This is a genomic window from Kitasatospora sp. NPDC034023 (assembly GCF_055575795.1).
The window spans coordinates 73,528-89,247 of sequence record NZ_JBVIRY010000005.1; the positions used below are offsets into that span (position 1 = coordinate 73,528).

Below are 15,720 nucleotides of genomic sequence, written 5' to 3' on the forward strand. Positions count from 1 at the left end.
AGTGCGGGCCGGTGGCGACCGGTGGCGGTGGGTGCTCCGTGGTGCTCCCGGCCCGGTCGGTGCCCGGGCCGGGAGCGGCAGATCCTGGTAGCGACCGCGGTGTGGCGGGGGCTGGTCAGGCTGTGGCGCAGGCCTTGGTCACGTCACCGGCGGCGCTGGTGATCGCGCCGAAGTCGGGCTGCTGGTTGTGGGAGACCTTGTCGAGGGCATCGTCGACAGCCTTGGAGAGCTTGTCGGTGGCGGTGTCGAGCTTGCCCCCACCGTCCTGATGGATCTTCTTGGTATCGTCGACGATCTTCTTCAAAGCGTTGGTGGTGTGCTTGCGGCGCTCCTCGTCGGTGATCTGGCCGACGTTGACCGCTGAGTCCGCGAGGTCCTGGACATCGCCGGTGAGGCTGATCGCACGCTTCCCACAGTCGATGGCCTGGTCGGCGTTCTTGCACGCGGTGAACAACGGGGCCGCGACGAGCACCGCGAGTGCGGTGGCGGCCAGGCGGTACGGCTTTCTTGTCATGTCAGAATCCCTCCCGCCTGCACAACGCCGTTTTGCCGTAAGGCGGTTCCGGCAGCGTGGATGAAGGGTTGGCAAAGCCTTTGCCCGTTACCGAATGTGGCAATCAGTCAGTTTGCCTGGTCCGGACCGGGCGTTCCCGGTCCGAGGAGGTCGGTGCAGGCCTGCCAGGCGGCGGGCGGCAGGAGGTCGCGGGTGCGGGCGAAGAGCCCGTACAGGGCTGGTCCGTAGCGGGCGGCCAGGTCCGCGTTGTGAGCCAGGACGTCGAGTTCGTTGGCGACCGTGATGGCGAGGAAGGCCCGCAGGTCCTCCTCCGGCGGGGTGTGGTCGGCCCCGGTGAACCGGTCGCGGAACACCACCGGTTCGTCGACCCCCAGGCGCGGGTAGACGGCCGCCCGGTCGCAGCTGGCGTAGAGGTGGACGAGTGCTTCGCCGCGGTGGCCGATGAGGTCGACCAGGGTGTCCCGTCGGTCGAGCCCCAGCAGGGCCTGGTCGAATCCGTCGGTTCCGTACGCGGCGTGGCAGAGCCCGGCGGCCCGGACGGCATGGTCGCAGCCCCAGTCCGCCAACAGGCCTGCCACCCGGAGGAGATGGGACAGCAGCGTGCCGCCCGGGTGGGGGATCCGGTCGGTGCCGTGGGCGCGGAGGAAGGTTTCGACGCGGTCCCACGCGAGCGCGCTTCGGTGGTCGGAAGGCGTCACCTCGCGCGTCCTAACTCGTTTCCGCCAGATTCTGATCGTTGGGGCCCCGCGCGGGTCCGCGCCCCGGCGGCCGTCCCCGTCCGGCGGCCTCTGACAGCTCGCCGACCAGTCGGGCGAGGGTCGGGACGGCCACCCCGTGCGTGCCGGCGGCCCGCAGGACGGCGCTGCCGATGGCGCCGAGCTCGGTCGGGCGGCCGGCCTCCACGTCGCGCTGCATCGAGGACTTCATCGCCCCGGGGACCCGATCGACCGCCGCGAGCAGGGCCTGCGCGTCGGCGGGCGCGCCGACCGCCCGGGCGACGGCGGTGATCTCATCCAGCGCGGCGAGGAGTTCGGGCCGGTGCTCGGTGCGCACGGTGCCGACGTCGCTCGCATGGCGGGTGGTGAGCAGCGCCAACGGGGCGAGGAAGGAGAACTTGCTCCACAGCATCGCCGTCTCGTCCTCGCACAGCGTCACGGCCAGGCCGGAGTGCCGCAGTCGATCGGCGAACTCCCCGACGGGGGAGTTGGGTTCGCTGGGAGCGGCGAGTTCGACGGCGGCGAACGGGCTGGTGTGCTCGATCCGACCGGGCGCGGTGCGGGTGGCCTCGACCCGGATCGTGCCGGCCACGACCCGGGCGGCCGGGTAGCGCCGGCGTAGGACCGCCATGTGGTCCAGGCCGTTGAGCAACGGCACCACGATCCCGGTGCCGAGCACCTCGGGCGGCAGCCGGTCGAGGGCGGCCGCCAGGGCCGTCTCCTTGACGGTCACGAAGACGGCGTCGACCGGTTCGCGCAGCTCGGTGGCGGCCTCGACCGCGGCGGTGAAGTCGCCGAACTGCCCGCTGTGGACGTGTAGTCCGTCCCGGCCGAGGATGGCGGCGGTCTCCTCGCCCGCCAGGCAGACGACGCGGTGCCCGTCGCGGGCGAGCAGTCCGCCGATCAGTCCGCCGACGCCGCCCGGTCCGAGGATCGCGACGGTCAGGGGGGTGGTGGTCATGCTGACTCCTGTGGGTGAGAAGCGGGTTGGGGGGGCGGTTACGGGATGTCCCAGAAGAAGCGGCCCTCCAGACCGTCCGGGCTGAGGAAGCCGAAGCCGTCGCCGTAACCGAAGTCGAGGAAGTACGGATCGCCCTCGTCCGGGGCGTCCGAGAGGGCGAAGAAGTACCGCCAGGGCGCGGGGACCTCGGCTTGGCCGCTCGGAAAGGACGGGAGACCGCCGACGTGGTCGTGCACGTGACCGCCGTCCGGGAACCGGACCTCGGGGCCCTCGCCGCGCAAGTACCGCTGGAAGACGGCCCGTTCGTCCATCGACCGGTCGAGGTCCTCAGGCAGCGGCCGCAGATCGAGGTGGAACTCGACCGGTGTCTCGTCGCCGTCCGGGTCGCGGCGCCACAGCGTACGGCCGCGGGTGTCGGGCGGGCCGATGACGGCGAAGGGCGGGATCCGCCCGCCCGGCTGGACGAGCAGCAGGGCGTCGCCCGCCTCCGGGTCGATGCCACCCGTGATCTCCCCCTCCTCCAGGAAGAGGTAGGCGAGTCGCAGCTCCTCGCCGGGGACGGCGAACTGGCCGATGAACAACAGTGGTTCACCGGTCGTCGGCGAGAGCGGCCAGGCGGGTTCGGCCAGCCAGCAGGGCTCGCCGCCGAGCTTGGGGACGGGAGCGGTGATCGGCCGCTCGGGCTCCCGCAGGACGAACTGCAGGCGGGGGAGGAAAGCGGCGTCGTGCGGACCGGTTGCGGTGCCGGTGGGCTGCGGGGTCGGCGAGGGCGTCGAGGATGCCGGGGTCGGCGAGGGCGACGAGGATGCCGGGGTCGGCGAGGGCGACGAGATTCGTGGGGTCATGGGGTGGCCTCGGCGGCTTCGTAGAAGGAGACGACGTCGAAGCTGAACGGCCCTTCGTGGCGCGGCTTCCGCCCCGGCGCGGCCGACCGGCCCGGCGCGTGGTGGCGGTAGAGGTGGAGCGGGTAGTGGTGGAGGGTGCCGCGGGTGGGATCGGGCACCGGCAACCCCTCGGCGCGCAACGCCTCGACCAGCTCGTGGGCCGGCCAGCCGAGCAGGTCGATCCCCCGGTAGCCGACCGGGCAGGCGGGCCGGTCGTCGCTCGGGTTCCGGCCGACGGTCACGCTGCAGAGGCGGTCGCGGTCGTCCGAGCAGAGGGTGACGCCCACCCCGGGCAGCTGGAAGGCCAGCGCCCAACGGCAGCCGCAGACGAAGGTGTTCCGCACGCCGTCGGGCAGCAGCTCGCCGTGCGGGGCCAGCAACGTGCGCACCGCCGCCTCGGTGAGGCCGAAGCGCACCTCGGGCAGCGGCGCGGGCAGGCGGACGCCGTGGCCGGGCAGCAGGTCGATGGTCACCCGATCATGGTCTCTTGCGAGGCGGGCGGAGGGGAGGCCGGGGCGGAAAATGGTGAGCCCGCTCCGCGACCGCTGTGGCGACCGGTTCCAGCGGCAGGCGAACCTCGCGAAGAACGACCGGGCCCACGCGTCAGGGTCAGCCCACTCCCGGGTAGTAGCCCCGTGGGTGTTCCGACAGCTGGGAGAGGGTCAGTTGACCCCCGCCCCGGCAGATCGGGCACACCTGTTCCCTGTGGCATTTCGATGCAGCCGGTCCGTCCGTGGGGCTCGCTGGGTACCCACCCGCGGCCGCCGCATCCGGAGCGCCACCTGGGGCCCTCGCACTCCTAGCAGAGTACGTGAGCTTGCTCTTCAACCTCTCGCCCGGGCCTACGTGGCGTCCGCGTATGCAAGGTGGGTGCCGCAGACCCGGCAACGGAAGAGGTAAGCGGTTGGCTGGCCGTTCCTGGTCAAGGCCCTGAGGTACTGCTCGGCCTGCGCCGAGGACCAAGGCCCGTGGCTGAGTTCCTGCCGAAGCGCTGCCCACGCTTCGGGGTGGTCCACAAGTTCGGTGGCCCCGGCGCTCCCGAGGAAGGCAGCACCGTCGCCGCAATGGATCAGCCAGCGTTCCTGCTGCCACCCGCTGAATCCTGGCGTGCGTTGTGTGATCGCGAAGAGCCGGTCCAGCGGCACGTCGTCGACGACGTCTGTGAACTGGGCCTCGAAGCGTTCGGCTGCGCTGCCGTCGGCGATGCACCACGGACACAACCGACCCCGAAGGTTCTCCGCTGCGTAGACCGGGCCGGCGTAGATGTAGCCACGGACCCGACGGCAGCAGATGCACTCTGCGCCGGACTGGACGATGGCGCCGGTGGCCATCGGGTCGGGGTGATACGGGAATTCTGGAAGCGGCTCTGTCACGGCGAGCGACCGTATCACCGCAGCGACGGCTGCTCAGCTGGACGACGCCGCGTACACCCACCAGCTCTCCGAGGTGGCGAGCTTGTTCGGTTCGGCGGGTTTCTCCCACGGGCGGCGGAGGTCGGTGGCCAGGGGCCGGGCGAGACGGACGGGGGCCCGCCCCCTGAGGCCCCCGCTGCGGCTCGCCCCCCGTCTACACCCTGCCGCAGGGCACCGGCTCGTTGTACGGGCCCGACGCCGTCGTACGGTTGCCGCACACGGTGACCGTTGACGAGTAGGTCTGCACGACAGCTTCCGCGCCGATGAACGTGTTGTGGATCACCTCGCCGCTCGGCACGCCGACCAGTTCGACCCCGGCGGCGAAACCGCAGCCGCCGGCTTGGATGGTGGTGGTGTTTCCGGAGACATCGGCCCGGGAGACGTTTCCGAGCGCGATCGTGGTGCCGAACGATCTCAGGGAGTTCCCCGTGACCTGTGCCGGGCCGTATTCGTTGCTCGGTGGAGCGATGTAGACCGGGGGATAACAGGTGACGGGGTCACTGGTCTGGACATTGTCGCGGAGGATGAACGGACCGGGTTTCACCCCGTAGTCGCTCGCCGCAGCCAGCAGCCCGAGGTAGACATCGCGGTAGGTGTTCCGGACGAGCGTCACGTCCCCGGTCCACACCGCGCCCTCGATCTCCACGTCGGTCATCCAGTAGCCGACGTTGCTCACGTCGTTGTGCTCGATCACGTAGTTGTGGCAGTTGTCGCACGAGAACGCGTGCCGGCCGGTCGTGTGGACTGTTGAGTCGCGGACGGTGACATCGCGCGGCGCCACGGCTCCGTTGCCCTGGCCGTCCCACGTTCCACCGGAAAAGAGCTCCACGGCGTCGCCCCAGGTGTTCTCGATGTGCAGCCGTTCGAGCAGAACGCCGTCGGCACCCCCGATCTTGACTCCGGCGTCGTGCTCCCGCGCCGAGTTGTAGCAGGAGGGCTGGCCGACCACCGCGCAGTGCTCGGAGAAATTCGTACCCTGCAGAGTCAGATCCCGGACGACGAAGCCGCCCCCGCGGTCGAACCAGAGCCGCGCGCGGTTGGTGCTCACGGGCGCGTCGACGGTGGCCTTGATGGTCGCGCCGCCGCCCTCGATGGTGATGTTCCTCCGCTGGGTGAAGGTGATCGAGCCGTTGGTCAGGTAACAGCCGTTGCGGGCCAGGCGGATGGTCGCCCCGTCGGGAACCCCGCCCAGCCAGGTGTTGAACGCATCGGTGACGTCCTGCGAGCAGTCGGAGGCCACGGGTGGCGTGACCGGCGCTGCCCGGGCCGTGCCCGTCGCCGAGACACTGGCCAGCAGAGCGAGCAGGAAGGCCATAGCGGTGACACGTCTCTTCACTTTCGTCTCCCAGGATGATCGACAATCCGTAAGAGCATCATCACGCTACGCAACTGCTCGGGCGCGTCGAGGACGCCCGTTCGCACCGCCCGAACTCCCGGCGTTCCTCTCCTCCTCGCATCGCCGAGAGGGGACACCCCGGATCCCGGCAGTCCCTTGTCAGGTCAGGCTCACAAGCAGGCACCAACCGGGTGTGACGGGAGACGGTCTCGGTAGCGGTGACCCTCGCGGGACGTTCGCCGCGGAACACGGCCGAGTAGTGGTAGCGCAGCGGCTCGTGCCAGTCGGCGACCGACGGCTCGTCGAGGAACAGCAGGCTGAGGTCGGCGCCGGGGCTCAAAGCGGCGATCAGCTCGACCAGTTGCCCACGCAGGGACCGACCCGGCCGGTCCGGTTCGTCACGTACTTCCGACGTCCCACCCACGGTGACGATCCGCCGTTCTCCGGGGGCGCGCGGAGGTCAGGGGGATGCCACGTGGGCGGCGGCGAGGAGGGCGGGAAGGGTGCCCCGGAAGGGGTGCATCAGGGCGCCGACCTCGTGCCAGAAGCCGGGGGCGTGCGGGTACGAGGCCAGATGGCGGGCCAGGTGGGCGCGGGCGGCGGTGTGGAAGGCGGCGAGACCGCCGCCCGGCTCCTGGGCGTCGGCGGAGAAGGAGGAGGTCTGGCCGGCGTGGCAGGCGACGGCGGCGGCCGGGCGGGTATGGGCCACCGCTTGTTCGGCGGTGATCAGGCCGTCGACGAGTTCGGCGAGCGCGAGCGCGGGCGCGCGGTGGGCGCGGGGCAGCAGCGCGACCAGACAGCCGACGCTGAAGCGCCGCGCCAGGGTCGCGATCTTCCTGGCGTGTTCGCTCTCGGCCGTCATGACGGGGCCGCTGACAGGCGGGGTGGGGGCGCGGGGTTGTCGGGTGGCCGGGCGACGGCACGCGGCCGTAGCAGCCGCCGTGCGCGTCGTGGGTGACGACCGGTGGAATGTCGGGTCGCGTCGGTGGCCGTTCGAGTCGACTGGTCGAAGGAGTCGGCACCACCTGCGGGGTTCGGTTTTCCGAACCCCGGATTCGGGGGCCAGCACAATCGATCTCCCGGCCCCGGACGCCCACGATGGAGGGCATGAACGGGATGACGACAGCCGCAGCCCCGGCGGCGCATGACGGGGTGACGGGCGCGGCCCTGAGTGGGGACGGGCTGCACCGGGAGTACGGGCGCGGCACGGCGGCGGTCCGGGCGCTGCGCGGAGTGTCCGTGGCCTTCACGCCAGGGACCTTCACGGCGGTGATGGGGCCCTCGGGCTCGGGCAAGACGACCCTGCTGCACTGCCTGGCCGGGATGGACCGGCCGACCCGCGGCACCGTCCGGTGGGGCGACACGGAGGTGTCCGGGCTGCCCGAGCAGCGGTTGGCGGAGCTGCGCCGCACCCGGATCGGGTTCGTGTTCCAGGCCTTCAACCTGATGCCGGCGATGACCGTCGCCCAGAACGTCGAGCTGCCCGGGCGGCTGGCCGGACAGCCGCCGGAGCGGGCCCGGGTACGGGAGGCACTGGCCCGGGTCGGGCTCGCCGGGCGCGAACGACACCGGCCCGGCCAGTTGTCGGGCGGCCAGCAGCAGCGGGTGGCGATCGCCCGGGCGCTGGTCGCCCGGCCGGAGGTGCTGTTCGCCGACGAGCCGACGGGCGCGCTCGACCGGGCGACCGGGCACGACATCCTCGACCTGCTGCGCACGGGCGTCGACACCGACGGTCAGACCTGTGTGATGGTCACCCACGACCCGGCGGCCGCCGGTTATGCGGACCGGGTGCTGCTGCTCGCGGACGGGCTACTGGTGGACGAACTGGTCAAGCCGACCGCCGCGCAGGTCGGCGAGCGGCTGAGCCGGTTGGGCGGGTGAGCGCGATGAGCAGTCCTGTCCTGGCCCTGTCCGGCGGGCAGATCCGGCGGCGGCCCGCGGCCTTCGCCGGGCTGGGGGCGGCACTGTTCCTGGCGATGGCGGCGGTGACGCTGTTCGGCTCGCTGGTCGCCGCGCAGGTGACGGCCCCGGCGGGGGTGGCACGGGCACCGGTGGCCGGGCCGGGAGTGATGGTGATCGCCGCGGCGTTCGGCGAGATCGCCGTCCTGGTCGCGCTGTTCGTCGTGGCCAACGCGCTCGGCTTCACCCTCCGTCAGCAGCACCGTGACCTGGCCCTGCTGCGCACCGTCGCGGCGACACCCCGCCAGGTGCGGCGGGTGATCCGTGCCCAGGTCCTGGGCACCGTCCTGCTGGCGGCCGTCCCGGGCTGCGCGGTGGGCCTCCTCGCCGCCCGCGCCTTCCTCACCGCCCTGCAGCGGCGCGGGATGGCCGCGCCCGGTCTGCACATACCCGGGTCACCGGTGCCGATGCTGGTCGCGCTCGGCGTGGCGCTGCTGGTCGGGATGGCGGCCACCGCCGTCGCGGCCCGGCGGATCACCCGGCCCGCGCCGGCCGTCGCCCTGACGGAGGGGACGGGCGGCCCGCGGGGGACGGGCGTGCTGCGGCTGCTCGCCGGGGCAGCCGTGCTGGCGGGCGGTGCGCTGCTGCTGAGGCTGGCCGCGACCAGGCCGCCCGGGGAGCTGGACAAGGCGGGGCAGGCCTCGCTGCTCGGTTCGCTGGTGCTGTTGGTCGCGGTCGCCCTGCTGGGGCCGTTGGCGGCGCGGGCGCTGGCCGCCGTGCTCGGCGTCCCGGTCCGGGCGCTCGTCCCGCGGGCCGGCTGGCTGGCCGATGCCAACCTGCGCGGCTACGCGGCCCGGCTCTCCTCGGCCGTGGTCCCGGTCGCGCTGCTGGTCGGGCTCTCCGGCACGATGCTGATCATGACCAGCACCGCCGAACGCGTGGCCCGGGCCACCGGCGCCGCGACCAGCGTCACCAAAGCGAGCGACGTCTGGCTGCGCCAGGCGGAACTCGGCCTGCTGGTCTGCTTCGCGGCGGTCTCCACGGTCAACACCCTGGTCGCGCTGACCGCCGACCGGCGCCGCGAGTTCGCGCTGCTGCGCCTGGTGGGGGCGACGCGACGGCAACTGCTGCGGATGCTCTCCGTGGAGGCGCTGCTGACCACGGCGGTCGGCGTGCTGCTGGGCGCGGCGGTCGCGGCCGCGGCCTCGGGGGCGTTCAGCTGGGCGGTGCGGGGATCGGTGGTGCCGGTGGTGCCGGGCGCGGGGTGCGCCTGGGTGGTGCTGGGCGCGGCGGTCCTGACGGTGCCCGGGATCGTGGGCACGGGGCTGTGGGCGATCGGGGGATCGGCGGTGGAGTCGGTGGGCGGGGAACGGGGGTGAGGTGACGGGTTCGGGCGTGGCGGTGGGTGTGGGGGTGGGGTGGGCGTGGGGGTGGGTGTGGAGGGGGAAGTGGGGGTGCGGGCGTGGGCGGCGAGGCGAGCGGGTCGGCGGCCGTGCTGGGCGGTGGAGCCGGGGGAAGACAGGGTGATGCGGTGGTGCCTGCGGTACCTGGTGAATGCTGGGGGCCGATCGGCGGGTGAGTGGTGAGGTGGACGGCGGTGCGACGGAAGGCGATGCGGTGGACAGCGGTGACGCGGACGATGGCTGAGCGGCGGCGATTCCTGGCGGTGCGCGGTGACGAGGCGGCGTTCGCCGTCCTCGGACTGCCGCTCGGGGTGCTCGGCGGCGTCTACGCGGTCGCCGTCCTCTACGCCGGGGCACTGCTCTCGCTCACCGTGCTGGGCCTGCCCTTCGTGGTGGCCGCCCTGCTCGGGGCACGGCGGATCGGCCGGCTGCACCGGTGGCTGGTCCGGCGGCTGCTCGACGAAGCGGTGCCCGAGCCGCTGCCGCTGCCCCGCCCGTCCGGGGTGCTCGCCCGGGGCCGGGCGGTGCTGACCGACCCGGTCGCCTGGCGGGTGCTGCTCTACCTCTTCATACGGCTGCCGGTGGGGGTGCTCGGCTTCCTGGCCGCGATCGGGCTGCCGCTCGGAAGCGTCTGGCTGATGGGCTTCCCGCTCTGGGTACGGCTGCTGGAGCCGGGCCCCAGGCCGGTCGGCTGGTGGGACGTGGGCGCGATACCGGCCGGCCTCGCGCTGCTGGCCGCCGTACCCGCCGTCCTGCGGGCGTTGAGCCGGGCCAACCGGGCGCTCGCCCGCATGCTGCTCGGGCCGGTCCGTTCGCAGCAGCGGGTGCGCGAGCTGGAGAGCGCCCGGGCCACCCTGCTGGCCGAGAACAGCGGCCGACTCCGGCGCCTCGAACGCGACCTGCACGACGGCACCCAGGCGCAACTGGTCGCGCTCGCCATCACTCTCTCACTGGCCGACGACGCCCTCGCCGACCCGGCCGAGCCCGACCTCGGGCGGCTGCGCACCCTGGTCGACCGGGCCCGCGGGCAGACCGACGACACCATCACCGGCCTGCGTCGACTGACCAGGGGCATCCACCCGGTGGCACTGGACGGCGGGCTCGCCGAGGCACTGCCCGGGCTCACCGCCGCCTCGCCGGTGCCGGTCACGGTCCGGCTGGACCTGCGGGAGCGGCCGGAGGAGGTGATAGAACGGGCCGTCTACTTCTGCGCGGCCGAACTGCTGACGAACATGGCCAAGCACAGCGACGCGCGGTCGGCGGAGCTGACCGCGAGCGCGGCCGACGGGACGGTCCGGCTGACCGTACGCGACGACGGGCGCGGCGGCGCCGCGATCGGCACGGGCACCGGACTGGCGGGCCTGGCCGAGCGACTCGCGGCGGTGGACGGGGTGCTGCGGGTGGACAGCCCGCCGGGCGGACCGACGGTGGTCAGCGCCGAGCTGCCCGGCAGGCTCTGACGGGGGCAGGGGCGGCCATGAGAGCGGCTCATGGCCGGGGCATGAGCACCGTTCATGAGTGCTTCGATGAGCGACGCTCATGCGCCTGGCCCATGAGTGACGCTCATGACCGCGCCTATGAGTAACGCTCATGAGGCCAGTCCATGAGCATCGCTCATGACCGCGCGATGAGCGACGCTCATGAGACTGCCCCATGAGTAACGCTCATGCGCTGGCTATGAGAGGGCTTCTTGAGGCCGGGCTCATGAGCGCTGCTCATGACCTGCCCCATGAGTAACGCTCATGAGCGGCCCGATAGGCCCGGCTCAGGATGTGCCGCTCTCCGCGAGGTAGGCGAGCACGGCCTTGACCCGCCGGTTGTCGGCGTCGGTCGCCGGCAGCTCGAACTTGGTGAACACCGCGGCCACGTGCTTCTCCACCGCCCGCTCCGACACCACGAGCTGCGTGGCGATCGAGCGGTTGGAGTGGCCCTGCGCCATCAGTTCCAGCACCTCCCGCTCGCGCGGGGTGAGCGCGTCCACCCGGCTGCGCCGCCGGCCGCGGATCAGCTCGTTGACGATCTCCGGGTCGAGCGCGGTGCCGCCTGCGGCGACCCGGTGCAAGGCGTCCACGAACTGGGAGGTGCGGGCCACCCGTTCCTTGAGCAGGTAGCCGATACCGGCGGCGCCGTCGGCCAGCAGCCGGGCCGCCCAGGTGGTTTCGACGTGCTGGGAGAAGACCAGGATCCCGACCTCGGGCATCGCGGCCCGGATCTCGACGGCCGCCCGGATTCCTTCGTCGGTGTGGGTCGGCGGCATCCGGATGTCCACCACGGCCACGTCGGGCCGGTGCTCGGTGACGGCGGCGACCAGTTCGGACGCCGTACCGGCGGTGGCGACCACCGCGCAGCCGCGCGCGGTGAGGAGTTCGACCATCCCGTCCCGGAGGATCACCGAGTCCTCGGCGAGGACGACGCGGAGCTGATTGTCGATCATGCCGCCATTATCCCGGGCATACGAGGGAGGTCGTCCCGCACCCGCAGAAATCTTCAGCCAAGACTGGACAGTCCAGACTGATGAAATTACCGTGGAACCGTGACCGAGAAGCGAACCGTCCGTACTGCCGCCGCCCTCGCCGACTCCGCTTGCCCCGCTGGCTCGGCTTCCCCCGCTGACTCCGCTTGCCCCGCTGACTCGGCTTCCCCCATCGACTCCGCGGCTCTGGCCGCCCGCGAGTTGCGCGCCGTTTTCAGTCGGCTGCGCCGCACGCTCCGGGAGGCCAGCGGGACCAGCGACCTCACCCCCTCCCAGTCCGCCGTGCTCAGCCGGCTGATCAACGACGGCCTGACCTCCGCGAGTGAGCTGGCCGTCGCCGAGCGGGTCCGGCCGCAGTCCATGGCCGCCACCCTTGCCGGGCTCGAACAACACGGCCTGATCGGGCGTCGGCCCGACCCCGAGGACGGGCGCCGCCAGCTGATCAGCCTCACCGAGACCGGTCTGGGCCGGATCGCGGACAGCCGTCAGGCACGCGAGGAGTGGCTGGCCAGGGCAATGGAGGAGCAGTACACCGAGGCCGAACGCGCCACCGTGCTGGCCGCCTTGACCCTGCTCGACCGGCTGAACCGTCGATGACCGGCCCGGCCGCCCGGTTGGCCCGCCTCCGGGCCAACCGTCGGCAGTCCGCTCCGGACGGCGGGTTCGATCGACGGCTGCTCGTACCGATGGTGCTCGGCTCGGTGCTCAACCCGATCAACTCCTCGATGACCGCGGTGGCCCTGGTGCCGGTGGGGGCTGCCTTCGGCGCGCCGCCCGCCGAGACCGCCTGGCTGGTTACCGGGCTCTACCTCGCCACCGCCGTCGGCCAGCCGGTGATCGGACGGCTGGTGGACACCTACGGCCCGCGCCGCCTCTATCTCGCCGGGACGGCACTGGTCGGCACGGCCGGCCTGCTCGGCGCGCTCGCCCCGTCGCTCGGGCTGCTGATCGTCGCGCGGGTGCTGCTCGGGCTGGGCACCTCGGCGGCGTACCCCGCCGCGATGCACCTCACCCGCGGTGAGGCCGAGCGGACCGGGCGGTCCAGCCCCACCGGGGTGCTGACCGTGCTCGCCGTCGCCAACCAGACCGTCGCCGTGGTCGGCCCGACCCTCGGTGGCCTGCTGATCGGCGCGGGCGGCTGGCGGACGGTCTTCGTCGTCAACGTGCCGCTCTCGCTTGCCTGTCTGGTCCTCGGTGCGGCCCGCCTGCCCGTTGCCGCCGCGCGCCGCGACCGGCAGTACCGGCCTGACCGAATCGGCCGAACCGACCGGGTCGACCGAATCTGCCAAGCCGACCGAATCGGCCGAACGGACCAGCCCGACCAGCCCGACCGCCTCGACCACGCCGGAATCGCGCTCTTCGCCGTCCTGCTCCTCTCGCTGATGCTGTTCCTGATGAAGCCGAGCCCGGCGCTCTGGTACCTGCCGGTGCTGGCCCTGCTGGCCGCCGCCGGCTTCGCCGTCCGCGAGACGCGGGCCCGCACCCCCTTCATCGACTTGCGGGCGCTCGCCCGTAACCGGCCGCTGATCGCCACGTATGTGCGCCAACTCCTCGGCTGCACCGCCATCTACGCCTTCCTTTACGGCTACACCCAGTGGCTGGAGGAGGGGCGCGGCCTGTCCGCCGCCGGCGCGGGGCTGATCCTGCTGCCGCTCTCGCTCACCGCCCTCGCGGTCTCCGGCCTCACCGGTCGCAGTTCGGCCGTTCGCGGCAAGCTCCTGATCGGCTCCGCGTGCCAGATCGCCGCTGGGGCGGCCCTGCTGTGGGTGCGCGCGGACAGCCCGGCCGTTCTGCTGAGCGCGGTCGGTGTGGTGGCGGGCATCCCGCAGGGCCTGATCGGGATCGGCACCCAGACCGCTCTCTACCACCAGGCCGATCCGGCCGCCATCGCCTCCGCGGCCGGGCTGCTGCGCACCTTCATGTACGTCGGCGCGATGGCCGCCTCCGCCGCGAACGCCGCCTTCTTCCGTCGCGGTGCCACTACGGAAGGGCTGCACGGCCTCGCGCTGTTCATGCTCGGCGGCGCGGCCCTGCTCTTCCTCCTGACCCTGCCCGACCGTTCCCTCGGACGGATCGCGAGCCGGATCCGGAAGTGACATTGACGATCCATCAGTTCTCGGTGCGCGGCGTTCCGCGCCAGGCGTGGACGCCGGGGGAGACCTCGACCACCTCGGGCGGATAGGCGGCCCGGACGAGTTCGAGCAGTGCGCGCTGCTCGTCCAGCCAGTCGGGGGCGGGGGAGAGGACGACCCGGAGTGTGACGCCCGAGTTCTCGGTGTCCGAGACGGTCAGCCAGAGCCCGCCGGGCCGCCCGGGTTCGATCCGCAGCTCCGGGCCGTGCTCCTCGTCCAGCCAGCGGACCGCGAACCCCTGGCCGAGCCGCTCCAAGGCCCTTTCCCATTCCTGCAGATGGCGATCGGTCACCAGGGTGACGAAGTGTCCGCGCACCGAGTCCGCGGTGACGGTGATCTCGCAGTCCAGCCAGTCGTGCCCGAGCAGGGAGCCCGGCGCGTGCCGCCCGAGCACCCGTACCCGGACGTTCCGGCCGCCGGTCCGCCCGTTGCATCCGGGGGCTTCGTCGGTGCCGGGACGGTCCGTCAGTCTGATCAACTCGTACTGGTGCGAAGCGACTTCACTCACTGCGTGCTCCCGGTGGCAGCGGATTCAAGGGCTGACATCCTCGCGCAGGTGTTCGCTCCGGTGCCAGACCGAGGGGTGGTGCGTTCCCGCCAGGTTCAGCCCTCGCAGCATTCAGCCTTCGCAGCATTCAGCCCTGGCAACGTTCAGTCCTGGCAACGTTCAGCCCTCGCAACGTTCAGCCGTCGCACCATTCGTCCCTCGGTGGCGGTCCGCTCCCCTCGGAGAGGCCGACGGCCCGCCTGACCGTGAGGTCGGGCAGGCCGTTCGGGTGGTGCCGCCGTGCCGGGCTGCCCGGTCCGTACGGCGGTGGGCGTCGGGTCAGCGGTGGTCCGGGTGACCGGTGAGGACGGTGGTGAAGATCGGCTCGCCGTGCTGGTGGCCGGTGACGGTGGTGGTGAGGGCGTCCGGGTCCTCGCCGGGGGTGTGCCGGGCGGTGATGGTGGTGGGCGCGTCGTGCTCGGCGTACCGGTGGAAGGTGGTGGCGGCGGCGGTCGGGGTGACGGCGACCGGGCTGGTCAGCGCATTGGTCGCCTGGCGAGCCGCCTCGATCAGCACCATGCCGGGGATGTGGTCGTTGGCGTGGTCGAAGAGGATCGGGTGCCAGAAGTCGGGGGTGAGGTGCCAGGTGCCCGGTGCGTCGGCCGGGGTGAGGACGACATCGCACGGGCGGAGCCGGCCGACCCGAGCCGGCGGCAGCGGCTCTGCGGTCACGCCGGGCGCCGGCAGCGCGTCGACGTCGTGGCGTCCTCGGCGGAGCCGCTGGTAGGTCGAGTTCGAGACGGTGGTGAAGCGGGAGTGCCCGGTGGCGGCCAGGTGCGGACCGCGCCGGACGACCGTGCTGAGCGTGAAGTCGACGGTGTTGCGGGTGCGGCGCGGCTGGGCGACGAGCTTCGCCTCGATGGTGAGGTCGGTGGGCTTGGGGCCGATCAGCAGCCGGCGCGGCCGGGTGGTGTAGTCGAGGTTCCACATCATGAACTTGTGGTCGAGCGGGACATCGAACCGGGTGTGCGCGAGATAGAGCCCGACTTGGCGGATCGTTTCAGCAGCTTGGATCGGGTCGTGCCGGGTACCGTCCGGGGTGCTGAAGAAGGTGTGCGCCCGGGGCCATTGCGCGGAGACCGCGAAGGTGGTCTCGTCCAGCTGCTCGCTGCCGGTGAGGAACACCTCGGCGTGGCAGGCCCGGTGGACGTACTCCTTGGCGACGGTACTGGTCAGGCGGGATGCCGGGCCGGTTGCCGGGCCCGGGCCGGGGAGGGCCCCGGTGGCCTCGGCGGTGGTGAGGGCGTCGGCAGGCGTGCGGAAGGCAAGCAGAGTCATGGGGAGCGCTCCGAAAGGCCGTAACGGGCGGGGTGGGCTGCTCAGGGCTCGTAAGATACGTACCTACCGGTTTGCTTTTCAAGGAGCCAGAACGAAGGTTCGTCGGCGGCCGAGCGGGGCGTTCGGATACGCCCCAAAGGGGTCTGAGCCCTTCCGCAGCCTGTG

General features: G+C 72.4%; 16 protein-coding genes. 5 read left to right on the top strand and 11 right to left on the bottom strand.

Annotated elements, in window-relative coordinates; translation table 11 throughout:
- Positions 1 to 115: 115 nt before the first annotated feature.
- From ACZ52R_RS09375 to ACZ52R_RS09410, 8 genes are all read right to left on the bottom strand, one after another.
- On the bottom strand, positions 116 to 514 hold the full coding sequence (locus tag ACZ52R_RS09375; protein ID WP_360500333.1) for a hypothetical protein: 399 nt from the start codon (positions 512 to 514) through the stop codon (positions 116 to 118).
- A 107-nt stretch (positions 515 to 621) separates the two neighbouring features.
- Complete coding sequence (locus tag ACZ52R_RS09380; protein ID WP_465663611.1) at positions 622 to 1,212, bottom strand: DUF6817 domain-containing protein; 591 nt, start codon at positions 1,210 to 1,212, stop codon at positions 622 to 624.
- Between the two features lie 10 nt (positions 1,213 to 1,222).
- Entirely contained in the window at positions 1,223 to 2,191 is a 969-nt protein-coding gene (locus ACZ52R_RS09385) for a ketopantoate reductase family protein (RefSeq protein WP_465663612.1), read from the bottom strand.
- 38 nt (positions 2,192 to 2,229) lie between these two features.
- Positions 2,230 to 3,036: a hypothetical protein gene (locus ACZ52R_RS09390; protein ID WP_465663613.1), complete on the bottom strand. Its 807-nt coding sequence runs from the start codon at positions 3,034 to 3,036 to the stop codon at positions 2,230 to 2,232.
- Entirely contained in the window at positions 3,033 to 3,548 is a 516-nt protein-coding gene (locus ACZ52R_RS09395; protein ID WP_465621872.1) for a hypothetical protein, read from the bottom strand. The genes ACZ52R_RS09390 and ACZ52R_RS09395 overlap by 4 nt, the downstream gene beginning before the upstream one ends.
- A 369-nt stretch (positions 3,549 to 3,917) precedes the next feature.
- Positions 3,918 to 4,448, bottom strand: a complete 531-nt coding sequence (locus tag ACZ52R_RS09400; RefSeq protein ID WP_465621873.1) for a CbrC family protein — start codon at positions 4,446 to 4,448, stop codon at positions 3,918 to 3,920.
- A gap of 193 nt (positions 4,449 to 4,641) precedes the next feature.
- Positions 4,642 to 5,802 carry a right-handed parallel beta-helix repeat-containing protein gene (locus tag ACZ52R_RS09405; RefSeq protein ID WP_465663614.1) on the bottom strand — a complete coding sequence of 387 codons (1,161 nt, stop codon included), beginning with the start codon at positions 5,800 to 5,802 and terminating at the stop codon, positions 4,642 to 4,644.
- 481 nt (positions 5,803 to 6,283) lie between these two features.
- Complete coding sequence (locus ACZ52R_RS09410; RefSeq protein ID WP_465663615.1) at positions 6,284 to 6,685, bottom strand: hypothetical protein; 402 nt, start codon at positions 6,683 to 6,685, stop codon at positions 6,284 to 6,286.
- 254 nt (positions 6,686 to 6,939) lie between these two features.
- On the opposite strand from ACZ52R_RS09410, the gene ACZ52R_RS09415 reads away from it, so the two are divergent.
- From ACZ52R_RS09415 to ACZ52R_RS09425, 3 genes are all read left to right on the top strand, one after another.
- Positions 6,940 to 7,704, top strand: a complete 765-nt coding sequence (locus ACZ52R_RS09415; RefSeq protein WP_465663649.1) for an ABC transporter ATP-binding protein — start codon at positions 6,940 to 6,942, stop codon at positions 7,702 to 7,704.
- A 5-nt stretch (positions 7,705 to 7,709) separates the two neighbouring features.
- Entirely contained in the window at positions 7,710 to 9,101 is a 1,392-nt protein-coding gene (locus ACZ52R_RS09420; RefSeq protein ID WP_465621878.1) for an ABC transporter permease, read from the top strand.
- A gap of 260 nt (positions 9,102 to 9,361) precedes the next feature.
- Positions 9,362 to 10,585 carry a sensor histidine kinase gene (locus ACZ52R_RS09425; protein ID WP_465753245.1) on the top strand — a complete coding sequence of 408 codons (1,224 nt, stop codon included), beginning with the start codon at positions 9,362 to 9,364 and terminating at the stop codon, positions 10,583 to 10,585.
- 305 nt (positions 10,586 to 10,890) lie between these two features.
- On the opposite strand, the gene ACZ52R_RS09430 is transcribed toward ACZ52R_RS09425, so the two are convergent.
- Complete coding sequence (locus tag ACZ52R_RS09430) at positions 10,891 to 11,559, bottom strand: response regulator (protein WP_465621881.1); 669 nt, start codon at positions 11,557 to 11,559, stop codon at positions 10,891 to 10,893.
- 210 nt (positions 11,560 to 11,769) lie between these two features.
- Between ACZ52R_RS09430 and ACZ52R_RS09435 the strand changes: the two genes are divergently transcribed.
- Together ACZ52R_RS09435 and ACZ52R_RS09440 are read left to right on the top strand one after the other, a co-directional pair.
- Positions 11,770 to 12,195, top strand: a complete 426-nt coding sequence (locus tag ACZ52R_RS09435; protein ID WP_465621944.1) for a MarR family winged helix-turn-helix transcriptional regulator — start codon at positions 11,770 to 11,772, stop codon at positions 12,193 to 12,195.
- Positions 12,192 to 13,694 carry an MFS transporter gene (locus ACZ52R_RS09440; RefSeq protein WP_465621883.1) on the top strand — a complete coding sequence of 501 codons (1,503 nt, stop codon included), beginning with the start codon at positions 12,192 to 12,194 and terminating at the stop codon, positions 13,692 to 13,694. Before ACZ52R_RS09435 ends, ACZ52R_RS09440 begins: the two co-directional genes overlap by 4 nt.
- Positions 13,695 to 13,707: 13 nt before the next feature.
- On the opposite strand, the gene ACZ52R_RS09445 is transcribed toward ACZ52R_RS09440, so the two are convergent.
- Together ACZ52R_RS09445 and ACZ52R_RS09450 are read right to left on the bottom strand one after the other, a co-directional pair.
- Positions 13,708 to 14,238 carry a DUF5959 family protein gene (locus ACZ52R_RS09445; protein ID WP_465621884.1) on the bottom strand — a complete coding sequence of 177 codons (531 nt, stop codon included), beginning with the start codon at positions 14,236 to 14,238 and terminating at the stop codon, positions 13,708 to 13,710.
- Between the two features lie 318 nt (positions 14,239 to 14,556).
- Positions 14,557 to 15,555 (bottom strand): ScbA/BarX family gamma-butyrolactone biosynthesis protein, encoded by a 999-nt coding sequence (locus ACZ52R_RS09450; RefSeq protein WP_465663619.1) that lies wholly within the window; start codon positions 15,553 to 15,555, stop codon positions 14,557 to 14,559.
- Positions 15,556 to 15,720: the final 165 nt, after the last annotated feature.

Coding starts and splice junctions, on each gene's coding strand:
- ACZ52R_RS09375 (WP_360500333.1), bottom strand. CDS start 514: ATGACAAGAAAGCCGTACCGCCTGGCCGCCACCGCACTCGCGGTGCTC.
- ACZ52R_RS09430 (WP_465621881.1), bottom strand. CDS start 11,559: ATGATCGACAATCAGCTCCGCGTCGTCCTCGCCGAGGACTCGGTGATC.
- ACZ52R_RS09405 (WP_465663614.1), bottom strand. CDS start 5,802: ATGGCCTTCCTGCTCGCTCTGCTGGCCAGTGTCTCGGCGACGGGCACG.
- ACZ52R_RS09425 (WP_465753245.1), top strand. CDS start 9,362: ATGGCTGAGCGGCGGCGATTCCTGGCGGTGCGCGGTGACGAGGCGGCG.
- ACZ52R_RS09410 (WP_465663615.1), bottom strand. CDS start 6,685: ATGACGGCCGAGAGCGAACACGCCAGGAAGATCGCGACCCTGGCGCGG.
- ACZ52R_RS09450 (WP_465663619.1), bottom strand. CDS start 15,555: ATGACTCTGCTTGCCTTCCGCACGCCTGCCGACGCCCTCACCACCGCC.
- ACZ52R_RS09420 (WP_465621878.1), top strand. CDS start 7,710: ATGAGCAGTCCTGTCCTGGCCCTGTCCGGCGGGCAGATCCGGCGGCGG.
- ACZ52R_RS09440 (WP_465621883.1), top strand. CDS start 12,192: ATGACCGGCCCGGCCGCCCGGTTGGCCCGCCTCCGGGCCAACCGTCGG.
- ACZ52R_RS09415 (WP_465663649.1), top strand. CDS start 6,940: ATGACGACAGCCGCAGCCCCGGCGGCGCATGACGGGGTGACGGGCGCG.
- ACZ52R_RS09385 (WP_465663612.1), bottom strand. CDS start 2,191: ATGACCACCACCCCCCTGACCGTCGCGATCCTCGGACCGGGCGGCGTC.
- ACZ52R_RS09390 (WP_465663613.1), bottom strand. CDS start 3,036: ATGACCCCACGAATCTCGTCGCCCTCGCCGACCCCGGCATCCTCGTCG.